General features: G+C 41.9%; 16 protein-coding genes. 11 read left to right on the top strand and 5 right to left on the bottom strand.

The genetic code is table 11. The features are described 5' to 3' along the window. Positions 1–8: 8 nt before the first annotated feature. Positions 9–236, top strand: coding sequence for a hypothetical protein (locus tag ACX6CI_RS08190; RefSeq protein ID WP_458777678.1), 228 nt, complete (start codon positions 9–11; stop codon positions 234–236). Between the two features lie 50 nt (positions 237–286). Here the strand turns inward: ACX6CI_RS08190 and ACX6CI_RS08185 are convergent, their stop codons facing one another. Then, positions 287–2,026 carry a DUF342 domain-containing protein gene (locus tag ACX6CI_RS08185; protein ID WP_458777677.1) on the bottom strand — a complete coding sequence of 580 codons (1,740 nt, stop codon included), beginning with the start codon at positions 2,024–2,026 and terminating at the stop codon, positions 287–289. Positions 2,027–2,522: 496 nt separating this feature from the next. Here ACX6CI_RS08185 and ACX6CI_RS08180 point away from each other — a divergent pair, with 496 nt between their 5' ends. The 6 genes from ACX6CI_RS08180 (at position 2,523) to ACX6CI_RS08155 (ending at position 8,007) form a co-directional block, all read left to right on the top strand. Continuing rightward, positions 2,523–3,650, top strand: a complete 1,128-nt coding sequence (locus tag ACX6CI_RS08180; RefSeq protein ID WP_458777676.1) for a branched-chain amino acid ABC transporter substrate-binding protein — start codon at positions 2,523–2,525, stop codon at positions 3,648–3,650. A 70-nt stretch (positions 3,651–3,720) separates the two neighbouring features. Then, on the top strand, positions 3,721–4,617 hold the full coding sequence (locus tag ACX6CI_RS08175; protein WP_458777675.1) for a branched-chain amino acid ABC transporter permease: 897 nt from the start codon (positions 3,721–3,723) through the stop codon (positions 4,615–4,617). After that, on the top strand, positions 4,614–5,564 hold the full coding sequence (locus ACX6CI_RS08170) for a branched-chain amino acid ABC transporter permease (RefSeq protein ID WP_458777674.1): 951 nt from the start codon (positions 4,614–4,616) through the stop codon (positions 5,562–5,564). Before ACX6CI_RS08175 ends, ACX6CI_RS08170 begins: the two co-directional genes overlap by 4 nt. A 2-nt stretch (positions 5,565–5,566) precedes the next feature. After that, positions 5,567–6,343 (top strand): ABC transporter ATP-binding protein, encoded by a 777-nt coding sequence (locus ACX6CI_RS08165; protein WP_458777673.1) that lies wholly within the window; start codon positions 5,567–5,569, stop codon positions 6,341–6,343. Beyond that, a complete protein-coding gene (locus ACX6CI_RS08160) occupies positions 6,333–7,055 on the top strand; it encodes an ABC transporter ATP-binding protein (RefSeq protein WP_458777672.1) in 723 nt (240 codons plus the stop codon). Before ACX6CI_RS08165 ends, ACX6CI_RS08160 begins: the two co-directional genes overlap by 11 nt. A 52-nt stretch (positions 7,056–7,107) precedes the next feature. Continuing rightward, the gene (locus ACX6CI_RS08155; protein ID WP_458777671.1) at positions 7,108–8,007 is read left to right on the top strand and encodes a DMT family transporter; all 900 of its coding nucleotides are present in this window, start codon (positions 7,108–7,110) and stop codon (positions 8,005–8,007) included. 69 nt (positions 8,008–8,076) lie between these two features. On the opposite strand, the gene ACX6CI_RS08150 is transcribed toward ACX6CI_RS08155, so the two are convergent. Genes ACX6CI_RS08150 through lepA form a run of 3 tightly spaced genes read right to left on the bottom strand, consistent with a single transcriptional unit; the run spans position 8,077 to position 11,094 of the window. Next, entirely contained in the window at positions 8,077–8,679 is a 603-nt protein-coding gene (locus ACX6CI_RS08150) for a lysophospholipid acyltransferase family protein (RefSeq protein ID WP_458777670.1), read from the bottom strand. 20 nt (positions 8,680–8,699) lie between these two features. Then, positions 8,700–9,257, bottom strand: coding sequence for a DUF4136 domain-containing protein (locus ACX6CI_RS08145; protein WP_458777669.1), 558 nt, complete (start codon positions 9,255–9,257; stop codon positions 8,700–8,702). Positions 9,258–9,300: 43 nt separating this feature from the next. Continuing rightward, entirely contained in the window at positions 9,301–11,094 is a 1,794-nt protein-coding gene (lepA, locus tag ACX6CI_RS08140) for a translation elongation factor 4 (RefSeq protein ID WP_458777668.1), read from the bottom strand. Positions 11,095–11,356: 262 nt separating this feature from the next. Between lepA and ACX6CI_RS08135 the strand changes: the two genes are divergently transcribed. The 4 genes from ACX6CI_RS08135 to greA all read left to right on the top strand — a co-directional run bounded on the left by ACX6CI_RS08135 (position 11,357) and on the right by greA (position 18,619). After that, positions 11,357–12,379 (top strand): sigma-70 family RNA polymerase sigma factor, encoded by a 1,023-nt coding sequence (locus ACX6CI_RS08135; protein ID WP_458777667.1) that lies wholly within the window; start codon positions 11,357–11,359, stop codon positions 12,377–12,379. 59 nt (positions 12,380–12,438) lie between these two features. Beyond that, complete coding sequence (locus ACX6CI_RS08130) at positions 12,439–13,623, top strand: DegT/DnrJ/EryC1/StrS family aminotransferase (RefSeq protein ID WP_458777666.1); 1,185 nt, start codon at positions 12,439–12,441, stop codon at positions 13,621–13,623. A gap of 159 nt (positions 13,624–13,782) precedes the next feature. Further along, positions 13,783–17,829: a tetratricopeptide repeat protein gene (locus ACX6CI_RS08125; protein WP_458777665.1), complete on the top strand. Its 4,047-nt coding sequence runs from the start codon at positions 13,783–13,785 to the stop codon at positions 17,827–17,829. A gap of 304 nt (positions 17,830–18,133) precedes the next feature. After that, on the top strand, positions 18,134–18,619 hold the full coding sequence (gene greA, locus ACX6CI_RS08120; protein ID WP_458777664.1) for a transcription elongation factor GreA: 486 nt from the start codon (positions 18,134–18,136) through the stop codon (positions 18,617–18,619). Positions 18,620–18,649: 30 nt separating this feature from the next. On the opposite strand, the gene ACX6CI_RS08115 is transcribed toward greA, so the two are convergent. Further along, on the bottom strand, positions 18,650–19,252 hold the full coding sequence (locus ACX6CI_RS08115) for a TetR/AcrR family transcriptional regulator (protein WP_458777663.1): 603 nt from the start codon (positions 19,250–19,252) through the stop codon (positions 18,650–18,652). Between the last annotated feature and the right edge of the window lie 176 nt (positions 19,253–19,428).

The following is a 19,428-nucleotide window of genomic DNA, read 5'->3' as shown; positions in this document are numbered from 1 at the left end:
AACCTGCCATGAACTCACGTTTTGAACTGACTGGCTATACCATGGCACGTCTTCTTAAAATATGTGCTTTGGGGAAGATTGTTCCCATTGGTAACCTAAGAGGTGGCCCAGGGGGACGATGTCTTCTTGTGGTTAGCCTGCTTCACTATTTTGGCTACTGGGGGTACCTTGTGAAAGCTAAACATGGTCATCGCCTGGGTCGTGTCAAATCGATAGTACAGCGGGTGCGAAAGTAACAGGCCCGGGAACCATTGTACAAGAAGATTGTACGTCACATGTGTAAGGTTCACTCAATCTTTTTTTTCAAGGGGACTGCTATAATACGCTTTCCGCTTGGATGCAGCTTGAACTGCCTGCTATTAACGGTTTTTTCAAGTTTTAGACTCTTGTTACCGATTCGGATCTCAGTGTCTTTATAGATTTCGCCATGGACATCGATGGTGATTTTATCTATGGCAATGCCACCCTCGTCATTATAATCAGGATTATTCGTGTCGATTTCCTCGTCAGGACCTGCCACCCTTGAGTAGATACCCGTCCCGGGGATGAGATTGACTCTCATTCTTTTAAGCTTTACTTCTGCTACGTCCTTTTCCATATTTCTGATTTTTTTTGACGTTGAACTTCCTTTGTACTTCTGAAGCCAATCGACAATGGCTTCCTCCTGCTCAATAATACTATTTTTAAGATCATTATAGTGTGTAAGTCGTTCTGCCACGACACCTGCGGCAATAACTGATGGGGTCGAATTATCGCCACCTACACTAAATAAGGTTATACTGCCTCCGGCAAACAGGGTGCCGCCCATGATTGTGCTATTATATTTACAGCGAATATCACCATCAGCAATGACGTCACTATAATAAGATTGCTTGCGAATTACGCAGAGGCCGCCACAGTAAAGTTTACCCTGTTCTATGAAGTTAATGTCACAGTCACCGGCTGCGGTAATTGTACTGTTTTTGCCTGTAATTCCTCCACTAATAACTAGATTTGCTTCACTTGTGATATAGGCAGACATAACCGAGCCACTGATTTTCAGATCCCCAACAGTGTTTACTTTAAAGCCAGGCTGAACAGAGCCATGGATGGTAACGGCATTTTCGGAATCAACATTGCCAGTTTTGTAGTCAATATCTTCAGTTATTACCTGGTGTGAAAGTACCTTGATAACGTTTTTATTAACAATGGAGAGGACACCGTCCTTGGTTGCAATGACCTGATTAGTTTCTTTGATAAATCTGGCGTCGTTAAGCGGTTGTACCTTTATGTCTATGGGCGTACGGCCAGGTGTCTCTTCACCCATGATATTTATCCCGGGGTCTCCTTCTATTGCGGGAATTTTGGTGGCAATGCATTGGTTTGCTTTGACACCCACCATGATTCTTCTATCCCTAAAGTCAATTGATCCATTTTCGAGAATTGTGCCTGCAATAGGACCGATTTCCATATCGAACCGCAGGTAAGAATCGAAGCTTTCACCAACAGATTTTCCTTTTGCAAAGGTGATTTTGTTGAATTCTATTTCTTTGTCTTTAATGATGGTGTGGATTTTAGATAAGGCATTATCATCTATACCATATGTTATTCCAGAGTCGCTGATGACTGTGCCAATGAGTTTTTCGGTTACAGGGGGAGCACTTTCAATGGGAGGGTGCAGTGACAGAGTAGCCTTCATTTTGTCAGGGGAGATAGTGATGATAGGCTCTATGGAAATAAGCGTTAAGAGTTCTGATACACCCTTGACCATTCTCTTCGTTACCTTTGGGTAGCCTGCAACGGTTGCCACTATAGACTCGCCATCAGAACCGTACTCCGCATTTTCACCTGGTTCAAGGGGCGCTTTTTCATAGCCTTTTAGTGAGTATAATTCAAAGTTTTCAAAGGTCGCAAGGGTTGCATTAGCCATGACCAATTCTGTCACCGCCACCTTGTCTGTCGTGTAGTCGTCTCCAATTTTGATAAAACTTGTATTGAAGTGAAGGTGTGGTTTAAGAAATTTAGGTTTATCCTGTTGCGCTTCCATTACTGTGTACCTTTTTGAGTTAACTTGAAATAGCTGAAGTATCTTATACAATTGAATATTTGTAAGTCTATCATAAGAAGTGGCCAATTTAAAAAAAGTTTTTGCATAGACCTATCGAATAGATTGTTCAACTAGTGAGGTATTATCCACATAATCGTAATACATGTACTACTAAAAAGTTAAAGAGGTATTGAAAAGGTTTAACATTTTAACGTGATATCGATTAAGATAGCTATCTCTGTAAACTGTGTCATACCGACTATACAGAAAGGACAAACGGTCTTGAAGGTTGTGCACTGCCATGGTATACAATGCGCTCATTGCACGTTTATGTAATAAAAATTGTTTTACAGGAGGAAGCAGGGATTTTACTCAAGTAATCGAAAATAATCGATGAAATGAGATAAATCCGATATAACAGTTCGTGAAATTTAGCCTGTTGAAGTACATTGGCTGATTTTACAGACCTATCAGACACTTTAGCCCGGAGGAAAACATGTTGAAGACCAAAACTGTAGCATTGTCACTGGTGGCATCTTTTTGTCTTACCAGCCCACTTTTTGCCGAAGAAACGTTAAAGGTTGGTGTACAAGCACCCATCACAGGTTCTTATGCAAACGAGGGCCAGGGAATTGATCAATCTGTTCGTTTGTTAGCTGAGCAGATTAATGGTAATGGCGGTGTCATGGGACGGCAGATAGAAGTAGTTACCTGTGATGACGAAGGAACAGCTATGAAAGCTGCTATTTGTGCTAAAGACCTCGTTAACAAGGGTGTTTCCATGGTCATTGGTTCATATACATCCACCTGTGCTGAAGCTGCCCAGGCAACCTACTATCGTGCAGGGGTATTACAAACCAGTGATGGAACTAGTGATACGTTAACCGAGCACGGTTACTGGACATTTTTTAGAAATTCTTTTCCAAATAGTGCAGAGGCTACTTTTGCAGCTGACTATATGGTTACCGAGAAAAAATATCAGAATATCGCCATTCTCTCTGACTTCTCCAGTTATGCAGATGGTCTGGCATCTGCAGTTGAGGACTCTGTCAAAAAGCTTGGTGGGAACATCGTAGCACGTGAAAAGATTAAAGCCGGTTCCCAGAACTTTACACCTGTCCTTACCCAGCTCAAATCAAAAAAACCGGATGTTATCTTTTTTGCTGGCTACTACTCTGATGGTGGCTTAATCCGTTCTCAGCAGGTAGCTCTAGGAATTAAAGCCGACTTCATCGGTGGTGATGCCAATGACAACGTTGATTTCGTAAAGCTTGCTGGTAATGCAGCGGAAGGTGCTTTTATTGTAAATGTTCCAACTCCAGAAATGCTTCCGTACGATTTGGCAAAAGATTTTCTCAAAGCCTACAAAGCAAAATATGACATGATGCCTCCATCTATCTGGACCATCCTCAACGTAGACGGTATGAGAGCCTTCATTCATGCAATGGAAACCAATAAGAGCTTTGATACCAAAAAAGCGGCAGATTATCTTCACACCCTTAAAGACTACCCGGGAATCACAGGTAATATCTCTTTTGCACCTGATGGAAATCGCATAGGCAGCGGTTATATGACCTATCGTATCCAAAAAGATGGTAGCTACGAGATCGTCTATAAGCAGTAAGCACAATAGAGCAGCAGGCAGGTGTCACTGTCTGCTGCTCAACCTATTCCTTTCCCCTAGTGTATAATCCATGGATATTTTTTTACAGCAGCTTGTTAATGGGCTCACCATTGGATCTATGTTCGCGTTGATCGCGCTTGGTTACACCATGGTTTATGGTGTTATGAAGCTTATCAACTTTGCGCATGGTGATCTGGTTGCCGGTTCTGCGTTTGTTGGCTTGTTTGTCTTCTCTGAACTTCTTGGAGGCGGCATTTCACTCCCTGTTGTTTTAGGAGTTTTTGCAATTACCATAATCCTGATTGCTCTTCTCGGTTTTACTGTTGAGAGACTCGCATACAGGCCGCTTCGTTCTGCCCCTCGTTTGTCTGCCGTAGTCTCTGCGCTTGGTGCTTCAATGGTTATTCAAAACGGGATTATGCTTCTCTGGGGCCCCCAGATGCACATCTTTCCAGAGTTGATTCCGACTATTATTTGGGACATTGGAGGTGTTGTGATCAGTCTGATGCAGGTTCTGATTATGGTTTTATCCACTATCCTCATGGTTGGGCTCTATTTCTTTGTTGAAAAAACCAAGATAGGAACAGCTATTCGTGCAAGTGCAATAGATCAGGATGCAGCACGATTAATGGGGATAAATGTTAATAATATTATTGTTACAATTTTTGTTATTGGCTCATCCCTTGGCGCGGTAGGTGGTCTTTTTATTGGTCTTTATTACAGGGGGATAACCTTTAACATGGGGTGGCAATATGGACTGTATGCATTTGTTGCCGCCATCATGGGGGGAATTGGAAACATCCCGGGCGCTATGCTTGGTGGAATTCTTCTTGGGCTATTTAATGCCTTTATAGCTGGCTATATATCGAGTACATGGTCAGATGCATTTACCTTTATTCTTCTGATTGTGATTTTAATTGTTCGACCTACAGGAATCCTAGGTGAGAGGGTAGCAGAGAAAGTATGATTAAAAAAATACAACACATCGGATACCCACTGTTTTTTCTTGTTATGGCTCTGCTCCCGGCATTACTCGATTCGAGATGGCTTGCTGTTGCAACAACCTTTGTTATTTTTACAATAGTTGCTCTGAGTCAGGATATCGTACTTGGAAAGGCGGGTATGTTTAATATGGGCCAGGCCCTCTTTTTTGGTCTGGGTGCATATACTACGGCTGTCTGCAACTCTGTATTTGGTCTTCCGCTCTTATATTCATTACCACTGGCAATCATTATTCCAGCAATATTTGGAGTTATCCTGGCGGGCCCCATTATCCATCTTCGCGGGGATTACCTGCTGGTTGTTACAATTGGGTTTAATATTGTCTTTGTACAAGCCCTACAGAACAATCTAGGCGGTGTAACCGGCGGCCCAAACGGTATTTTTGGCCTTGAAATGCTTGAGTTCCCAGGGCTTGCTGCTTTTCAGGAATATACTCCATATTATGCTGCTCTGGGTGCATTGCTCTTAACACTCATTGTTATCCGAAATCTTGAAACAAGTAAGATTGGTCGAGCGCTTCATTACCTCCGGGAGGATGATCTGGCAGCTGGAAGCGTCGGAATCAATACCAGGATTTATAAAATATTTGCCTTCTCACTTGGGGCAGGGATCGCCGGAATGGCCGGAACTGTATATGCCAATCAGTATTCTGCCGTGAGTCCGGAAGCATTTGACTTTTTACAGTCAGTTCTCTTTTTCAGTATTGTCATTGTTGGCGGTTCTTCGGTCCCGGGTATTTTACTTGGAGTTTTTGTTATGTTTGTTCTGCCTGAGATTTTCAGGGAATTTGCGACATGGCGTTACTTTATCTTTGGGTTTGCAATGATTTTTACCATGATTTTACGGCCCCGTGGTATATGGCCTGCAAAATTTGGGCGAATCCCTAAGGCTTTTATCAAGGGAGGGGAGTGATCATGTCCGCAGATGACTTAATTCTAACAAATGTGACGAAACGATTCGGGGGATTGGTTGCAGTAGATAACCTCAGTTTCACAGTAAAGAAGGGACAGATTTATGGCCTCATTGGCCCAAATGGTGCTGGAAAAACAACTGTCTTTAATTGTATTACAGGCATTCATCCATGTGAAGAAGGTTCGATTGTATGGAAGGGTAAAGAGATTCGACTGCTTCCCACCCATAAAATTGTACGGATGGGAATTGTTCGCACCTTTCAGACAATCAGGCTTTTTAGTCAAATGTCTGTTGCCGAGAATGTTATGAGTGGCAGACACATCAAAAGTAAGCAGAAGTTATGGCACGGCATCATCCATACGCCATGGTCAAGAGCCGATGAAAACCGTAACTGGAAGGTTGTTTTTGAGCTTTTAGATTTTTTCAACCTTACAGAATATGCTACCTCTACAGTTGGTTCGCTTCCGTACGGAATTCAGCGAAGAGTTGAAATGGCACGAGCTATGGCTGTAGAGCCTACTCTACTTATTCTTGATGAACCTGCAGCAGGGCTCAATGATAATGAGACCCAGACTCTAATCGACACTATTTACAGAATCCGTGAACGGGGTATTACCATTCTTCTTATTGAGCATGACATGGACTTAGTCATGGAAGTGACCGAGTATTTAACTGTTATAAATTTTGGGAGCAAAATTGCAGAGGGAACCCCAGGCGAAGTCCAGGCCAATCCTGCAGTGATCGAAGCATATCTTGGGAGTGAAGACGATGACTTCTAGCGAATACTTATTTCAAATATCTGATCTGGAAGTCTCATACGGAAGTATTGCTGCAATAAAAGGAATATCTCTTGAGGTGCAGCGTGGAGAGATTGTTACAATACTTGGCTCTAACGGGGCTGGTAAAACGACAACCATGCGAGCCATCAGTCAGTTAATTAAGGTGAAAAGTGGTTCGATTACATTTAAGGGCCACGAACTCACCAAGCTCCCTGCACATAAGGTGGTTTCCCTCGGAGTCTCACATTCCCCAGAAGGGCGGCGGGTTTTCAATATTCTGACTGTAGAGGAAAATCTCTTTCTAGGAGCCTACTCCAAGACGAAGGTGGATAAGGAAATTCTAACCTGGGTCTATGATCTGTTTCCAAGGCTTAAAGAGCGAAAAGCACAACTAGCTGGCACCTTGTCCGGTGGAGAACAGCAGATGCTCGCTATCGGCAGGTCCCTTATGAGTAAACCGGAGTTCCTCCTTCTCGATGAGCCCAGTCTTGGAATCGCACCCATTCTCGTAAAGGCTATATTTTCTCAAATTCGTAAAATTGCTGAAACCGGGGTGACTGTTCTGTTGGTTGAACAAAACGCCAGGGCGGCCTTGAAACTCGCTGATCGGGGATATGTGCTCGAAGTTGGAAAAATTGTGTATTCAGGTACCTCAGAAGAACTGCTTAATTCTAAGAGAATTCAGGAAGCCTATCTTGGAAAACAAAAATAATCTTGTTGTGAGTTTGGGAGTTCTTAATGGCCCAGGGAGAAATAGCGCCTAAATGACAAACCAGGCAAAAGCGTATTGCTGTGCACTGGCAGCAGTTGGCCTTTGGTCAACTGTTGCAACTGTGAGTAAAATAACACTGGGTCATCTTACCCCCACCCAGTTTCTTTTTATTGCCTCATCTGTCTCACTGGTAGTGTTGTTTGCTCTGCTTGTTGTAACGGGTAAACTTGATGTACTCCTAAAGAGTAGTAAGCGAGATATTATGTTTGGGGCAGCCTTTGGTTTGCTTAACCCCTTCTCCTACTATTTACTCCTTTTTCGAGCATATGATATTTTGCCGGCACAACAGGCGCAGATTATTAATTACACGTGGGCGCTTACGCTTACCCTGCTTTCAATACCGCTTTTAAAACAACGGGTCTCTATGCAGCAGTGGTGTGCCATTGCTGTGAGTTATGTGGGGGTATTCGTTATTGCGACGAAGGGGCGGGTCCTCGGTTTAGAGATAGAAAATCCTCTAGGCATATTCTATGCCCTCGCATCGACAGTAATATGGGCGCTGTACTGGATTTACAATACCAAAGATAACAGGGATCCCGTGGTTGGTTTATTCTTAAATTTTCTATGGGGCTGTCCATTGATCTTCATGTATCTCATGGGCACAGATGGTTTTACAGGAATGACCCTTACGGGGGTGCTTGGGGCTGCATATATAGGCGTTTTTGAGATGGGCGTTTCTTTTGTGTTGTGGCTAAGTGCGATGAAATTAACAGAGTCTACAGCTAAAATTGCCAATCTGATTTTTATTTCTCCAATCGTTTCTCTGTTCCTTATTCGCTATTTTGTGGGAGAAGAGATTTTTATATCAACAATTGTTGGAATGGGCCTTGTCCTGAGTGGCCTTGCTATTCAGGCGGTGTCTGAAAGAAGAGTAAGGCAAAGAGATGTATAGAACCTATAACAAAAGGTGTGATGTATTGTAATACTCGTTTGTTCTGTTATCTATTCTTCGGGTGTAACATTATTTTGAGGATCTCTTAATTTCTCTTTGAAGAATAGCTCGTTCTCTGTCTCTAAGTGTAATTGTACTCTGCTTTTCAGGAAATCTCCCCGTCTTATCCTTATAAAAGTCTCGCAATTGTATAAAGTCAGCCTCAACATCACCAGTTGGTTTAAGCAGTGGTCCTAATCCCACTGTTTTGCTCGGGTAATCTATATAGCCAAGACATATGTCGAGCTCTGCTTTAGTGGCGATATTGTAAAATCCTGCCTTCCAGTGGTCAGTTTTACTTCTGGTCCCTTCGGGAGCAATGGCAAGAATAAGCTTTGGATTTTCCTCAAATGATTGCACCATGCTTTTTAAAAAACCTGTGCGTAACCTGCGATCAACTGGGATACCCCCTAGTTTTTTTAACAGTATTCCAACTGGGCCAATGAACAGTGTATCCTTGGCTACCCAGGAAAACTTAAGACCAAGTGCCCAGACTGAAAGAAGCGTGAGTGGAAAGTCCCAGTTACTGGTGTGTGGAGCACCTATAAGAACACATTTAGAATAGTCTATGTCCTCTGAAACGGCTTTCCAGCCAAAAATCTTAAGAACACCTTGTGAGAAAGCTTCGATCATTTTGTTTCAATAAGAAAATACTAATGTACAGGAGGAAACTGAGCAAGCGTTGCTTGCACCATTTCATTGACACTCTTAGTTAACCGTTCAGGACTGCTATGGGTAAACACTTCACGGGTGGCGTTACCCTTCCAGATGAGGCGACCATCTTTTGCATTGTGCATGTTTATCGTGAGTAGTCCCCTGTCATACTGACGTACAGAACTACCCGATTGAACGCCAAAGCCACCATATCGACCATAGCGCCCATAGCCAACACCGATTGTTGGTTGAACCGTCTCGGACTGAATTCGAGTGGTTATCGTGTAAGTGCAGGAGACAAGGATATCCGGCGTGTCACTGAGGTTCATACCTTGGTTTTGAAGATTTAATTCTATGGCTGAAAAGAATCTTTTTGCGAGAAGTTCATCTTCTTTTAATAGATCATCAGTTGAACTTTGTAATTCCTTGTCCCAATTGTAGGTGTTCGCGATTTTGAAGTCGTATGAATTATCAAAATCCTGGCTTACCTGCACCTTACTGCACGAAGACAGTAGAAGTAAGGATACCAAGCAAAGAAGCAGTAAATATGTTCTCATACCTTCACCTTTCATAAAACGTACGTTAGTCGATAACTTTTTACTACTGATCAGATTTTAGTACCGCGAGAAAAGCAGTCTGGGGAATATCGACGTTGCCCACAGTTTTCATACGTTTTTTACCTGCTTTTTGTTTTTCAAGTAGTTTACGTTTTCTAGAGATATCACCACCATAGCATTTCGCAGTTACATCTTTTCTAAGGGCTGACACGTTGGTTCTGGCAACGATTGAACCTCCAATGGCCGCCTGAATGGCTATTTTAAACATCTGGCGGGGAATTTCTTCTTTAAGCATTTCGCAGGCGTGCAGTCCCCTTGCGCGGGCATTATTTCTATGAACAAGCTGGGAGAGTGCATCAACACCCTCGCTGTTGACAAGAATATCAAGTTTGACAAGATCACTGGGGCGATAGTCTAGCAGTTCATAGTCAAAGGATCCATACCCTTGAGTAATCGATTTCAATTTATCGTAGAAATCGTAGATCACGTCAGCCAGTGGCAGTTCACACTGCAATTCAATTCGCCCTGGAGTCGGGTAATGAAAGGTTGTATTTTCACCACGTCGTTCCATACACAGATTCATTACAGAACCCATGTAGCGTTCGGGCATAAGTATTGTAGCCTTGATAAATGGCTCTTCGATCTTGGAAATATGAGCAGGGTCAGGGAAGTGAGCTGGATTATCAATTTCCTTGATTGTGCCGTCAGATAATTCAAAAATGTATTGTACAGAAGGGACTGTCAGGATAAGTGAGATATCAAATTCACGTTCTAATCTCTCCTGAATGACTTCAAGGTGCAGAAGGCCAAGGAAACCACAGCGAAAACCAAAACCGAGTGCTGCTGATGAATCTTTTTCAAAAGTGAGTGCCGCATCGTTGAGTTTTAATTTTTCAAGGGCTGCAGCCAACTCTTCATAATCATCAGTGGAAATAGGGTAGAGGGATGAAAATACCACCTGCTGGACCTTACTGAATCCTGGCAGGGCCTTAGGGGCAGGATTATCGACGGTGGTTATTGTGTCACCAGGCCTTGTGTCCTCAACTGTTTTGATGCCGGCAAGAATATATCCTACCTCGCCTGCTGAAAGGCTTTTGGCAGCTTCTCGTTTTACCTTGAAATAACCAACTTCATCAACCTTGTATTCCTTATTGTTAGACATAAACCTGATAATATCACCAGCCTTAATGGTACCATTAATGATACGAACAGAAATGATGGTCCCCCTGAAAGGGTCATAGTTGGCATCAAAGATAAGAGCCTGGAGCGGTTCTGATGCATCACCCTCCGGAGGGGGCAGGTGGGTTACAATGGCTTCAAGAATATCGCCGACGCCTGTACCAACTTTTGCAGAACAGAGTTGGACATGCTCGCTGTCAAGGCCAAGATCTTCTTCGATCTGAATAGCAACACTATCGGGATCAGCGGAAGGGAGATCTATTTTATTAATAACAGGAATAACTTCAAGGTCGTTTTCCATTGCCAGGTAGAGATTGGCGAGGGTTTGAGCTTCTACTCCCTGTGCTGCATCAATGAGTAAAAGTGCACCCTCACAGGAACTGAGAGCACGGGAAACTTCATAACTAAAATCAACATGGCCGGGGGTATCTACAAGGTTGAGTATATAATCTTTGCCGTCTTTAGCTGTGTAAGGGAGACAGATTGTCTGGCTTTTGATAGTTATCCCTCGTTCTCTTTCTATTTCCATGCTATCTAATAGTTGATCCTGAAATTCACGATCGGAAACCATATTACACATTTGTATCATACGGTCAGCGAGGGTGGACTTACCATGGTCAATATGTGCTATTATGCTGAAATTTCTAATGTTATTCATGTTGTTTGTCGAGTGAGCTAGGGGAGTTTATCTGTACCTTATAATGGTTTAAAATTTGAATCGCACCACTACTTATCATATAGTAGATAGTATTAACATATAATTTTATGCAAAACATATGCTATACTAAAGAAATGCTTTAGATAGACTTTCGTGGTAACCCATATTGTAACCATCATAATAACATTGCACTTTATTTCTGGTATAGTAATATCGTAATCTTTCCAAATTTTCTGGGTATATTGGCCGGAGACTGAAGTATATGAGCAAAAATACAACTGTAAAAAACGAAACAGAAGCTGAGTTAGAGATAAACTCTGAAGATATCGTGGAACCGGTAATAGAGCGGGAAGCGTATGAGAATCCTCTGGTGTCAGTTGCCGATGATGGTAATCTTCCTGCGCTGAGTAACCCTGCGTTACACAGATATTTGCAGGAAATCAGCCAGTACGAACTCCTCTCACGTGAGGAGACTGATGAGCTTGCGATTCGCTTTCGTGAAGAGGGTGATCAGGATGCTGCATACCGCCTCGTCAGTTCAAACCTGCGACTTGTTGTTAAAGTTGCGATGGATTTTCAGAAATACTGGATGCAGAACTTTATGGATCTCATTCAGGAGGGTAATGTTGGCCTTGTCCAGGCAACCAAAAAGTTTGACCCTTATCGCGGAGTAAAATTTTCCTATTATGCAGCCTATTGGATTCGTGCCTATGTCCTGAAATTCATAATGGATAATTGGCGACTTGTTAAGATAGGTACCACCCAGGCGCAGAGGAAGCTATTTTTCAGCCTAAATAAGGAAAGAAAACTTCTGGAAGGTCAGGGGTTCAAGGCTGAACCCAAACTGCTTGCCGAACGTCTCAATGTAAAAGAGCGTGAAGTGGTCGAGATGGGGCAGCGAATGGATAACTGGGATGTTTCCCTGGAAAGTCCAGTTCGTTCTGACTCAGACGACGAACAAAAGAATTTTCTTCCAAGTAACGGTCCAGGAATCGAATCCACCGTGGCTGGTAAAGAAATTAAGGTCAAGCTCACTGAGTTACTTGATGTCCTCAAACATAAACTCAATGACAAAGAGAAAATGATTCTCGAAAAGCGTCTACTCACAGACGAACCGCTCACCTTGCAGAATATCGCCGACAGATTTGATATTTCAAGAGAGAGGGTGCGTCAGATAGAGGTGAACCTCCTTAAGAAGATGAAAAAATATCTTGAAGCTGAAATGCCAGATATTGTCGACTATTTCGACGGTGAAAAGATAGTTATCAACTCATCGCCTTCATAATTTTATAAAGAGATAGGTGTTCGCCTATCTCTTCATTTTAATCCAACTCAATCGATATTATGAAAGTACCTTTACTCGATCTTCAGGCTCAGCTTGAGTATCTCGAAGATGATATTGTAGAAGCTGTTGTACGTGTTGTTAAATCCACCAGATATATCCAAGGGCCTGAGGTAGAAGGTCTTGAAGCGGCTATCGCGGACTACTGCGCTACTGGATATGGTGTTGGTGTGACCAGCGGTACCGATGCACTGCTCGTGTCCCTTATGTGCCTCGATATAAAACAGGGTGATAAAGTTCTTACCACTCCCTATTCGTTTTTTGCAACCATGGGTGTGATTCTTCGTCTTGGTGCTGTGCCAGTTTTTGCTGACATTGATCCTGTAAGCTACAATATCGATCCTGTTAAGATGGAGGAGGTACTGGCCGCTGATACCGACAGAAGCATAAAGGCGATCATTCCAGTACATCTCTATGGACAATGTGCAGATATGAAGCCTATAATGGAGCTTGCGGATAAGTATCAGGTACCTGTCATAGAGGATGCTGCCCAGGCCATTGGTGCTGAGTATCCCCATGCCGGAGTGGATGGAAATCTCAGTTATCAAAGGGCTGGTTCCATCGGTTTAGCCGGCTGTTTCTCATTTTTCCCAAGTAAGAATCTCGGATGTGTTGGAGATGGCGGGATGGTGGTAACACAGGACAAGGCCTTTGCTGAAAAGCTAGAATTAATGCGTAATCACGGCGCGTTCCCTAAGTATTTTCATAAGATGGTCGGAGGAAATTTTCGTCTTGATCCTATTCAGGCTGCAACTCTCACTGTTAAATTGCCGTATCTTGAGTCATGGCATAGTAAAAGGCGTGCTAACGCCGGCACTTACAATCGATTGTTCAGTACTACAGATCTTGTAACAAGTGGTAAGCTCAGTCTTCCAAGTCAAGTGTATGGGGAGAAGGTTGAAAATGGGGTGGAGAAAAACACTCATATTTATAACCAGTATATACTCCGAGTTGAAAAAAGAGACGAGCTGCGGGATTGGCTGCAAAAAAATGATATAGGGTGTGAAGTCTACTATCCTGTACCACTTCATAAACAGGAATGTTTAGGTGACTATGGTACAGGGCTATGCTATCCCGAGGCCGAAAAAGCGGCTGCTTCAACCATTGCCTTACCAATCTACCCTGAGCTAACAGATGAAATGCAAGAATATCTTGTTCAGAAAGTTGTGCAGTTTTATAAAGAGTAGGGTACCATTTCTCTGTACGTACATTGTCAATTGACCGCTGCTTAGAGTCTTATACATTCATTGGAATTCCTCGCTTATTAGCCGGATTTTATGAATAAAATTGGTTAAGGCCCTAAACAGCGGATATCGGTCTGCAGTACAAGGTGCTGATTATAATGAATGAAAGATAAATTTATTAATATTTTCACCATCAAACAGACACACACCACAGCTAAATTTCTTTGCTGTGGTTCGCTTATCTCCCTTGTAGTTCTTGCTTCTGCCACATCCTCTTTTGCAAATAATAAGGAGATAACCCCAGATAGGGAAATCTCAGTTGTCCGCAATGCTCCGTATTCCCCTGATTGGAAAATTCTCTGGGATGGAGCGAGAAACCTGGCGAGAGAAGGACACCTCCTACTGGCAGCTGATGCCTATGCACAGCTTTTTTCTATAAAGCCCAATATTGAGGAAGCGAATTGGGAGTATTGTAAGATTCTTCTTCGTATACAATCTTTTCCCACAGCCTCTAAGATTGCCGCACTATTACTTGAGAAAAATCCTAATAAAATCGAATATCTTCTTGTAGCAGGGCAGTCGGCGTCGCATCAGGGAAAATATATTGAGGCAGAGCGTTTTTTTGGATTGATTTTCGAAAAGGAACCGGCTGGTAAATACAGTGATGTAGCACTTTCAGGTCTTGCATATAGTTTAAGGGCCAGGGGGCTAAAACAACTGGCATTCCCACTTATGCAGCAACTCGTGGCGAGACAACCGGGTAACAGTGTTGTGATCAACGATTTGGCAAAAGATGCCGTTGAGCTGAGAAAGTATGATCTTGCAAGACAGCTCTATAGAACTCTGCTGCAAAATAATGATGCAGAAGATAGTCTAATATTACAGGCATTGCCTGTATTTGAACAAGAGGGGTATGAGGTTGAGCGTAATGCTCTTTATCTCAGATATCTGAAACTTCACCCTAATTATCTTCCGTTTCGCTTAAAATTATTGGCTGTGAATGAGTCTGCAGGTCAATATGAAGATGTGATGACGCATCTTGCTTATATAATTAAGTATTCAAATGATAAGGATGAATTTCTGTTAAAAGCCGCAGATGTTGCGCAAAATAAGTTAAATAGACAGGACAAGGCGTTAGATTTTCTCGAGCAGTATAGAGTACTTCACCCTGACGAAACTGAAGTAATTGCTTTAATCAACGAAATTCAGGAGGTTATGGCACAAGACCTCCTCTCTATTGTGCAAAACGGGGGGGCTGAGTTACTCTGGAATGATCTTGCCAGTATTGGACCAAACAGACAACTGATCTTTCAGCGTATGGCTGTTTTGCTTGAAAGTGAACAAAAAAAACAACCTCTGATCGATGTGCTTGAAATTCTGCATATCAATAATTTCAATAGTTCTGAAATTTCACTCCAACTTGCACTCCTGCTTCACGATCAAAAACAATATCAGAAAAGTCTTAAATATCTGGAAGTTATTGAACCGCAAGATCAGAATTATGAATATTTTCATCTGAGAGCTGATATTGAGCTCAAGCTTGGGATGGAGGCCGCTGCTCTTACGTCCTTCACACAGTGTCTGGCATTAGAGCCAGATAATTCTTCTATGAGGCTAATGGCAGTTGGACTTGCTGGCAGGCTTGGAAGGGTAGAGGATCAGCAACAGTTATTTGAAGAAGGAGCAGGGCAGGATTATTCGCAAATTCCTAAGAATTTGTTGAAAAAACATATTGAGATGTTGGCCCTGAACAAAATATATGGAAAGGCTTTAGATATTTGTGACCGGGCGATCGAAGCTCACTTGGGTCAGGTTGATAACGTAGACTTCTATTTACTTAAAACGTCAATATTGCGTAAGTCTGGCCGAAAACGTCATGCAGAACAAATATTGAGGGAGTTATTACAGCAAAATCGGTTTCAAGATAGTGTTATATTACAGCTTGTGTCCAATAGTCTTGATGACCAGAAAACTGAAATTGCCAGACAGTGGTTTGAACAGCTTGATAAGATAGACTTTAACGTTGGATCATCTAAAAAGGCCTTAGATTTTCAACGTGAAAAAATATTGACGGAAATTCGTTTATTGCGTCTGGAGGGTGTTGCGTCTGAAGCTTTTTTACTTGTGGATAATACAAATAATCTTCTTCGCAGCGGAGAGGGCGCTTCTAACGGGAACAAGTTTTACACAAGGCTTTTGAAAGAAAAATACCTGTTGTATCTCGCTGTAGGAAATGTTCAAGCGGCTGATACGTTATATGGTAATTCGGGTAGTGAATTTGGTTTCGATCCTGAACTCATAGCGATGAGGCAGAAGTACACATCTTCTAGAGGAGATAGTGGGGGAAGCAATAGTCTGGATTTGTATGTCGGTTCCGTTGATGGTAGTCGTTCAAATCTATTAGATCTCATAGATAAACAGATAGAATATCAGAATGTAGATTATGCCAAACGAACTTTAAAACAGATACAACAGATACATGATGATGTTACTGACTCTGTTCGTCTGAAGAATAACCAGGTAGCTCTTTGTATTGCTGACGGAAATTTTAAAAGAGCTGAGGTTGTAACAGAAGATCTTGAAAGGAGATTTCCAGGAGAAGATGGCTTTTGTCGGCAGAAAATTGATCTACGTTTAAAAGCTGGGCGCTATGCTGAGGCCTTGGATGATTTTGGAAGATGTTTTCCTGGAAGGGAGGCAACAGAAGGAGGACCATATGGCCGTAACCATCAGGATGTTGAGGTTGAGGTACTCTATGCCAGGCTGTTGTGGAATAATAAGAGATTTGAAGACGCTCTAGCGGTATATGCTCGACTTCTTGACCCTCCTGTTCATAAAAAGCTCATAGATGAGTTTCATGAGAAGAATATCGACTATCAATATCTTACCCGTCATCAAACATTCTGGAGTTCAATGATGTTGCTTTTGGAGTCCGATCCGGAGATCATCGCCGAGCTGATGGCTCCTGCTTTTCTGGTAGATAACCGGGGCAATGTCACAGGGGAAATAGTTGCATCCAATTATGAATTGTATAGTTGGCAGAGTCTCATTGAAGATGAGTTCCTCGCGCGAAAATCCATTTTTAATAAGAAATATCATTTTGCTGCAAAAAGTTATGAAAAACTTATAGAGCAGGAAGAAAGTACAGAAAACAAGGTAGATCTTGCTACAATCTATGGAAGGATTGGAGAGTTTAGAAAAGAGGCCCAGGTTTATGAAGAGCTGGCTAGTGAAGGAGAGGTGACACCAGAACTGCAAGAATCCATTAAGAGAAATATACTGCAAATACGTCCAACAAATACTATTGATGCAACTTTAGAGGAGAGGGATGGACGACAGGGCGTGGTAGATATTAGAAAATCATCCCTTGGAACTTCGTTCTGGTTTACTCCAGATCTTAATATGGATTTTTTGTTTAAGTATGCCCATAATACATATGAGTCCACCGATAGGAGACAAAAGACAGCGGCAAATATACTTCTTGGGGAAATGACTTATGAATTTGGCAGTGGCTATGAGCTGAGTGGATTACTGGGTGCTGAAAAGTTTAACGGCAGTAATGACGGCGAAACCCAATATAATGTTAAGTTTAATGGTCAACTTGATGATTATGTTTCTGGGTTTATACTCTTTGAAAAAGAGCCTGTTGACGATACTGTAGCTGTCCTTGAAGACAACCTCTACAGGCAGTTTATCCAAACTGGGATGAATATAGAGACTGAGCTTGGCGTGAGCTTTGGGGGAGACATACAGTATAGTATGTATAGTGATGACAACGAGAGGAATCGTTTTTATCTGTACTCCTCCTACTCAATCTTTGGGGATACTTTACAGTTTGACCTTCGTTATAGTTATCAATTTCTTGCAAGTAAGGACATCAACGGCCCTGATGGAATATCCAGTGAGAATATAAATGAAGATTTTGTGACAAGTTACTGGAGTCCAGAAACATACTCAGAACATCGCTTAGGATTTCAACTTAAAAAAGACTTTTTTGGCTATTTGACAGATCTTGAAAACAAAATGAGCTATTTTGTAATAGATACCGGATTAAGTCTAGAGGATGAAGAAACAGTAGCTTATTCTGCACGTTTTGATATTTTCCTTGAAATGAGCCCCCATTTGTTATTAAAAGGCAACGTTAGCTTGAGTTCAAGCGATGTCTACAAGGACAAAGTACTGTCGTTATCGTTGCATTATAGTTGGTAAGTCTGTGTTACTGTACTAACTCCGATGAGCGGGATATGTGCCTCGAAGGTCTCACTACGTACACTATCTGGTGGTAATACTAAACGTATAATTTAAAATTCAATTCCTGAGTTGCTCGGAGTCTGCGTTACCTGTTTTTTATAACAGGCTTTCAGGAGTGAGGCACTAACAAGTGCTTTTCGAGTTACATACAGTTTTTAACCTTCGTTGGAAGGTTGTAGCTAAAAAATAACGTAATATGTTTGTTACATTCCTGTTTTTAGGCAGAGAAATGCCTTACAGGATTTTTTTTATGGAGGAATAGATGGTTGATCGAATACCAATGTCAATTACAGGTAATAAGAAACTGCGCGATGAGTTGCAACATTTAGAGCGTGTTGAGCGTGGCGTAGTTGTTAAGGCCATAGAAGTTGCAAGGGAACATGGTGATCTTAAGGAAAACGCTGAGTACCATGCCGCTAAAGATAGACAGGGACATATTGAAGGGCGGATACTTGAACTTAAAGATAAATTATCGAGAGCTGAAGTTATAGATTGCTCAGAAGTGAGCACGAACAGAGTTGTATTTGGGACTGTGGTAGAACTTCTCGATCTTGATACTGAAGAAGAAGTTATTTATCAGCTTTTAGGTCCTGAGGAAGCCGATGTAAAAAATGGATCTATTTCTGTTTTGTCCCCTATCGGACGATCTATGCTTGCAAAAGAGGTCGGTGACGACGTAATGGTAGTGACACCTGGTGGCAAAAGAGAATTTGAAGTGGTCAAAATCACTGCAAGCACACAGCCATGATATAGCGTGGAGGTGACATCGGGGCTTACATCATACTTTGAGTTGTGATTCTGGATTTAAGACCCCGTTATGGACTAAGAGGACAACCTGTTCGGTAATTTCATCTACGGTATAGTGACTTTCAAGGGACGCATTCCAGACTCTACAGACCTCATCCAGTGCACCAAAAATTATTCTTTTGGCAATTTCGGGTTTTACTTCGGGGTTATATTTACCCGATTTTTGACCGAGCTGGATTATTTCTGCTACTATTGTCACATACTCACTAAACTTGTTATCTCGGTATGATTTAATAACTTTGTTGGTTTGACGCAGCTCGATCTGGATAACTTCTGCAAGGTATCGATTTTTTTTCATGGCCAGGATATGCTGGGTGATATAGACCTTGAGCATTTCCACAGGATCGTCCTGCTGGGCTATGAGTTTTTTGGTGTTGTCTACAATTTTACCAACTTCTTCTTCAAAAACAGATAACAGGATGTCATACTTATTGTTAAAATAAAGGTAAATAGTTCCATCAGCAACCTTGGCTTCTTTGGCAATATCGGATATTCTTGCAGTGAAAAATCCCTTTTTGGCAAAGACTTTGGTTGCAGCTGAGATTATTTTAGTATGTTTATTGTCTGCCTTCATTTTTAAATAGTGGGACTGTTAATGTCTCATAGAGTTTGGCGAAAAGTGAATGACTATTCATTCATGTAATAATTCAGACCAAATTTGTCAACGATCAATACATTTGTATGGGTGGTTCTACTGTACTCGCGGTGTATCTTTTACAGATTATTCATAATAATTAAATCACAAATATC

The sequence above is a fragment of the Desulforhopalus glucosivorans genome (assembly GCF_054397165.1).
Note: the sequence above shows the minus strand (reverse complement) of the source record. Positions and strands in the feature narration are given on the sequence as shown.

Bases quoted from the DNA above. Each gene is read 5' to 3' on its own strand.
- ACX6CI_RS08175 (WP_458777675.1), top strand. From the start codon at position 3,721: ATGGATATTTTTTTACAGCAGCTTGTTAATGGGCTCACCATTGGATCT.
- ACX6CI_RS08150 (WP_458777670.1), bottom strand. From the start codon at position 8,679: ATGATCGAAGCTTTCTCACAAGGTGTTCTTAAGATTTTTGGCTGGAAA.
- ACX6CI_RS08160 (WP_458777672.1), top strand. From the start codon at position 6,333: ATGACTTCTAGCGAATACTTATTTCAAATATCTGATCTGGAAGTCTCA.
- ACX6CI_RS08190 (WP_458777678.1), top strand. From the start codon at position 9: ATGAACTCACGTTTTGAACTGACTGGCTATACCATGGCACGTCTTCTT.
- ACX6CI_RS08180 (WP_458777676.1), top strand. From the start codon at position 2,523: ATGTTGAAGACCAAAACTGTAGCATTGTCACTGGTGGCATCTTTTTGT.
- ACX6CI_RS08135 (WP_458777667.1), top strand. From the start codon at position 11,357: ATGAGCAAAAATACAACTGTAAAAAACGAAACAGAAGCTGAGTTAGAG.
- ACX6CI_RS08130 (WP_458777666.1), top strand. From the start codon at position 12,439: ATGAAAGTACCTTTACTCGATCTTCAGGCTCAGCTTGAGTATCTCGAA.
- ACX6CI_RS08170 (WP_458777674.1), top strand. From the start codon at position 4,614: ATGATTAAAAAAATACAACACATCGGATACCCACTGTTTTTTCTTGTT.
- ACX6CI_RS08165 (WP_458777673.1), top strand. From the start codon at position 5,567: ATGTCCGCAGATGACTTAATTCTAACAAATGTGACGAAACGATTCGGG.
- greA (WP_458777664.1), top strand. From the start codon at position 18,134: ATGGTTGATCGAATACCAATGTCAATTACAGGTAATAAGAAACTGCGC.
- ACX6CI_RS08155 (WP_458777671.1), top strand. From the start codon at position 7,108: ATGACAAACCAGGCAAAAGCGTATTGCTGTGCACTGGCAGCAGTTGGC.
- ACX6CI_RS08115 (WP_458777663.1), bottom strand. From the start codon at position 19,252: ATGAAGGCAGACAATAAACATACTAAAATAATCTCAGCTGCAACCAAA.
- lepA (WP_458777668.1), bottom strand. From the start codon at position 11,094: ATGAATAACATTAGAAATTTCAGCATAATAGCACATATTGACCATGGT.
- ACX6CI_RS08125 (WP_458777665.1), top strand. From the start codon at position 13,783: ATGAAAGATAAATTTATTAATATTTTCACCATCAAACAGACACACACC.
- ACX6CI_RS08185 (WP_458777677.1), bottom strand. From the start codon at position 2,026: ATGGAAGCGCAACAGGATAAACCTAAATTTCTTAAACCACACCTTCAC.
- ACX6CI_RS08145 (WP_458777669.1), bottom strand. From the start codon at position 9,257: ATGAGAACATATTTACTGCTTCTTTGCTTGGTATCCTTACTTCTACTG.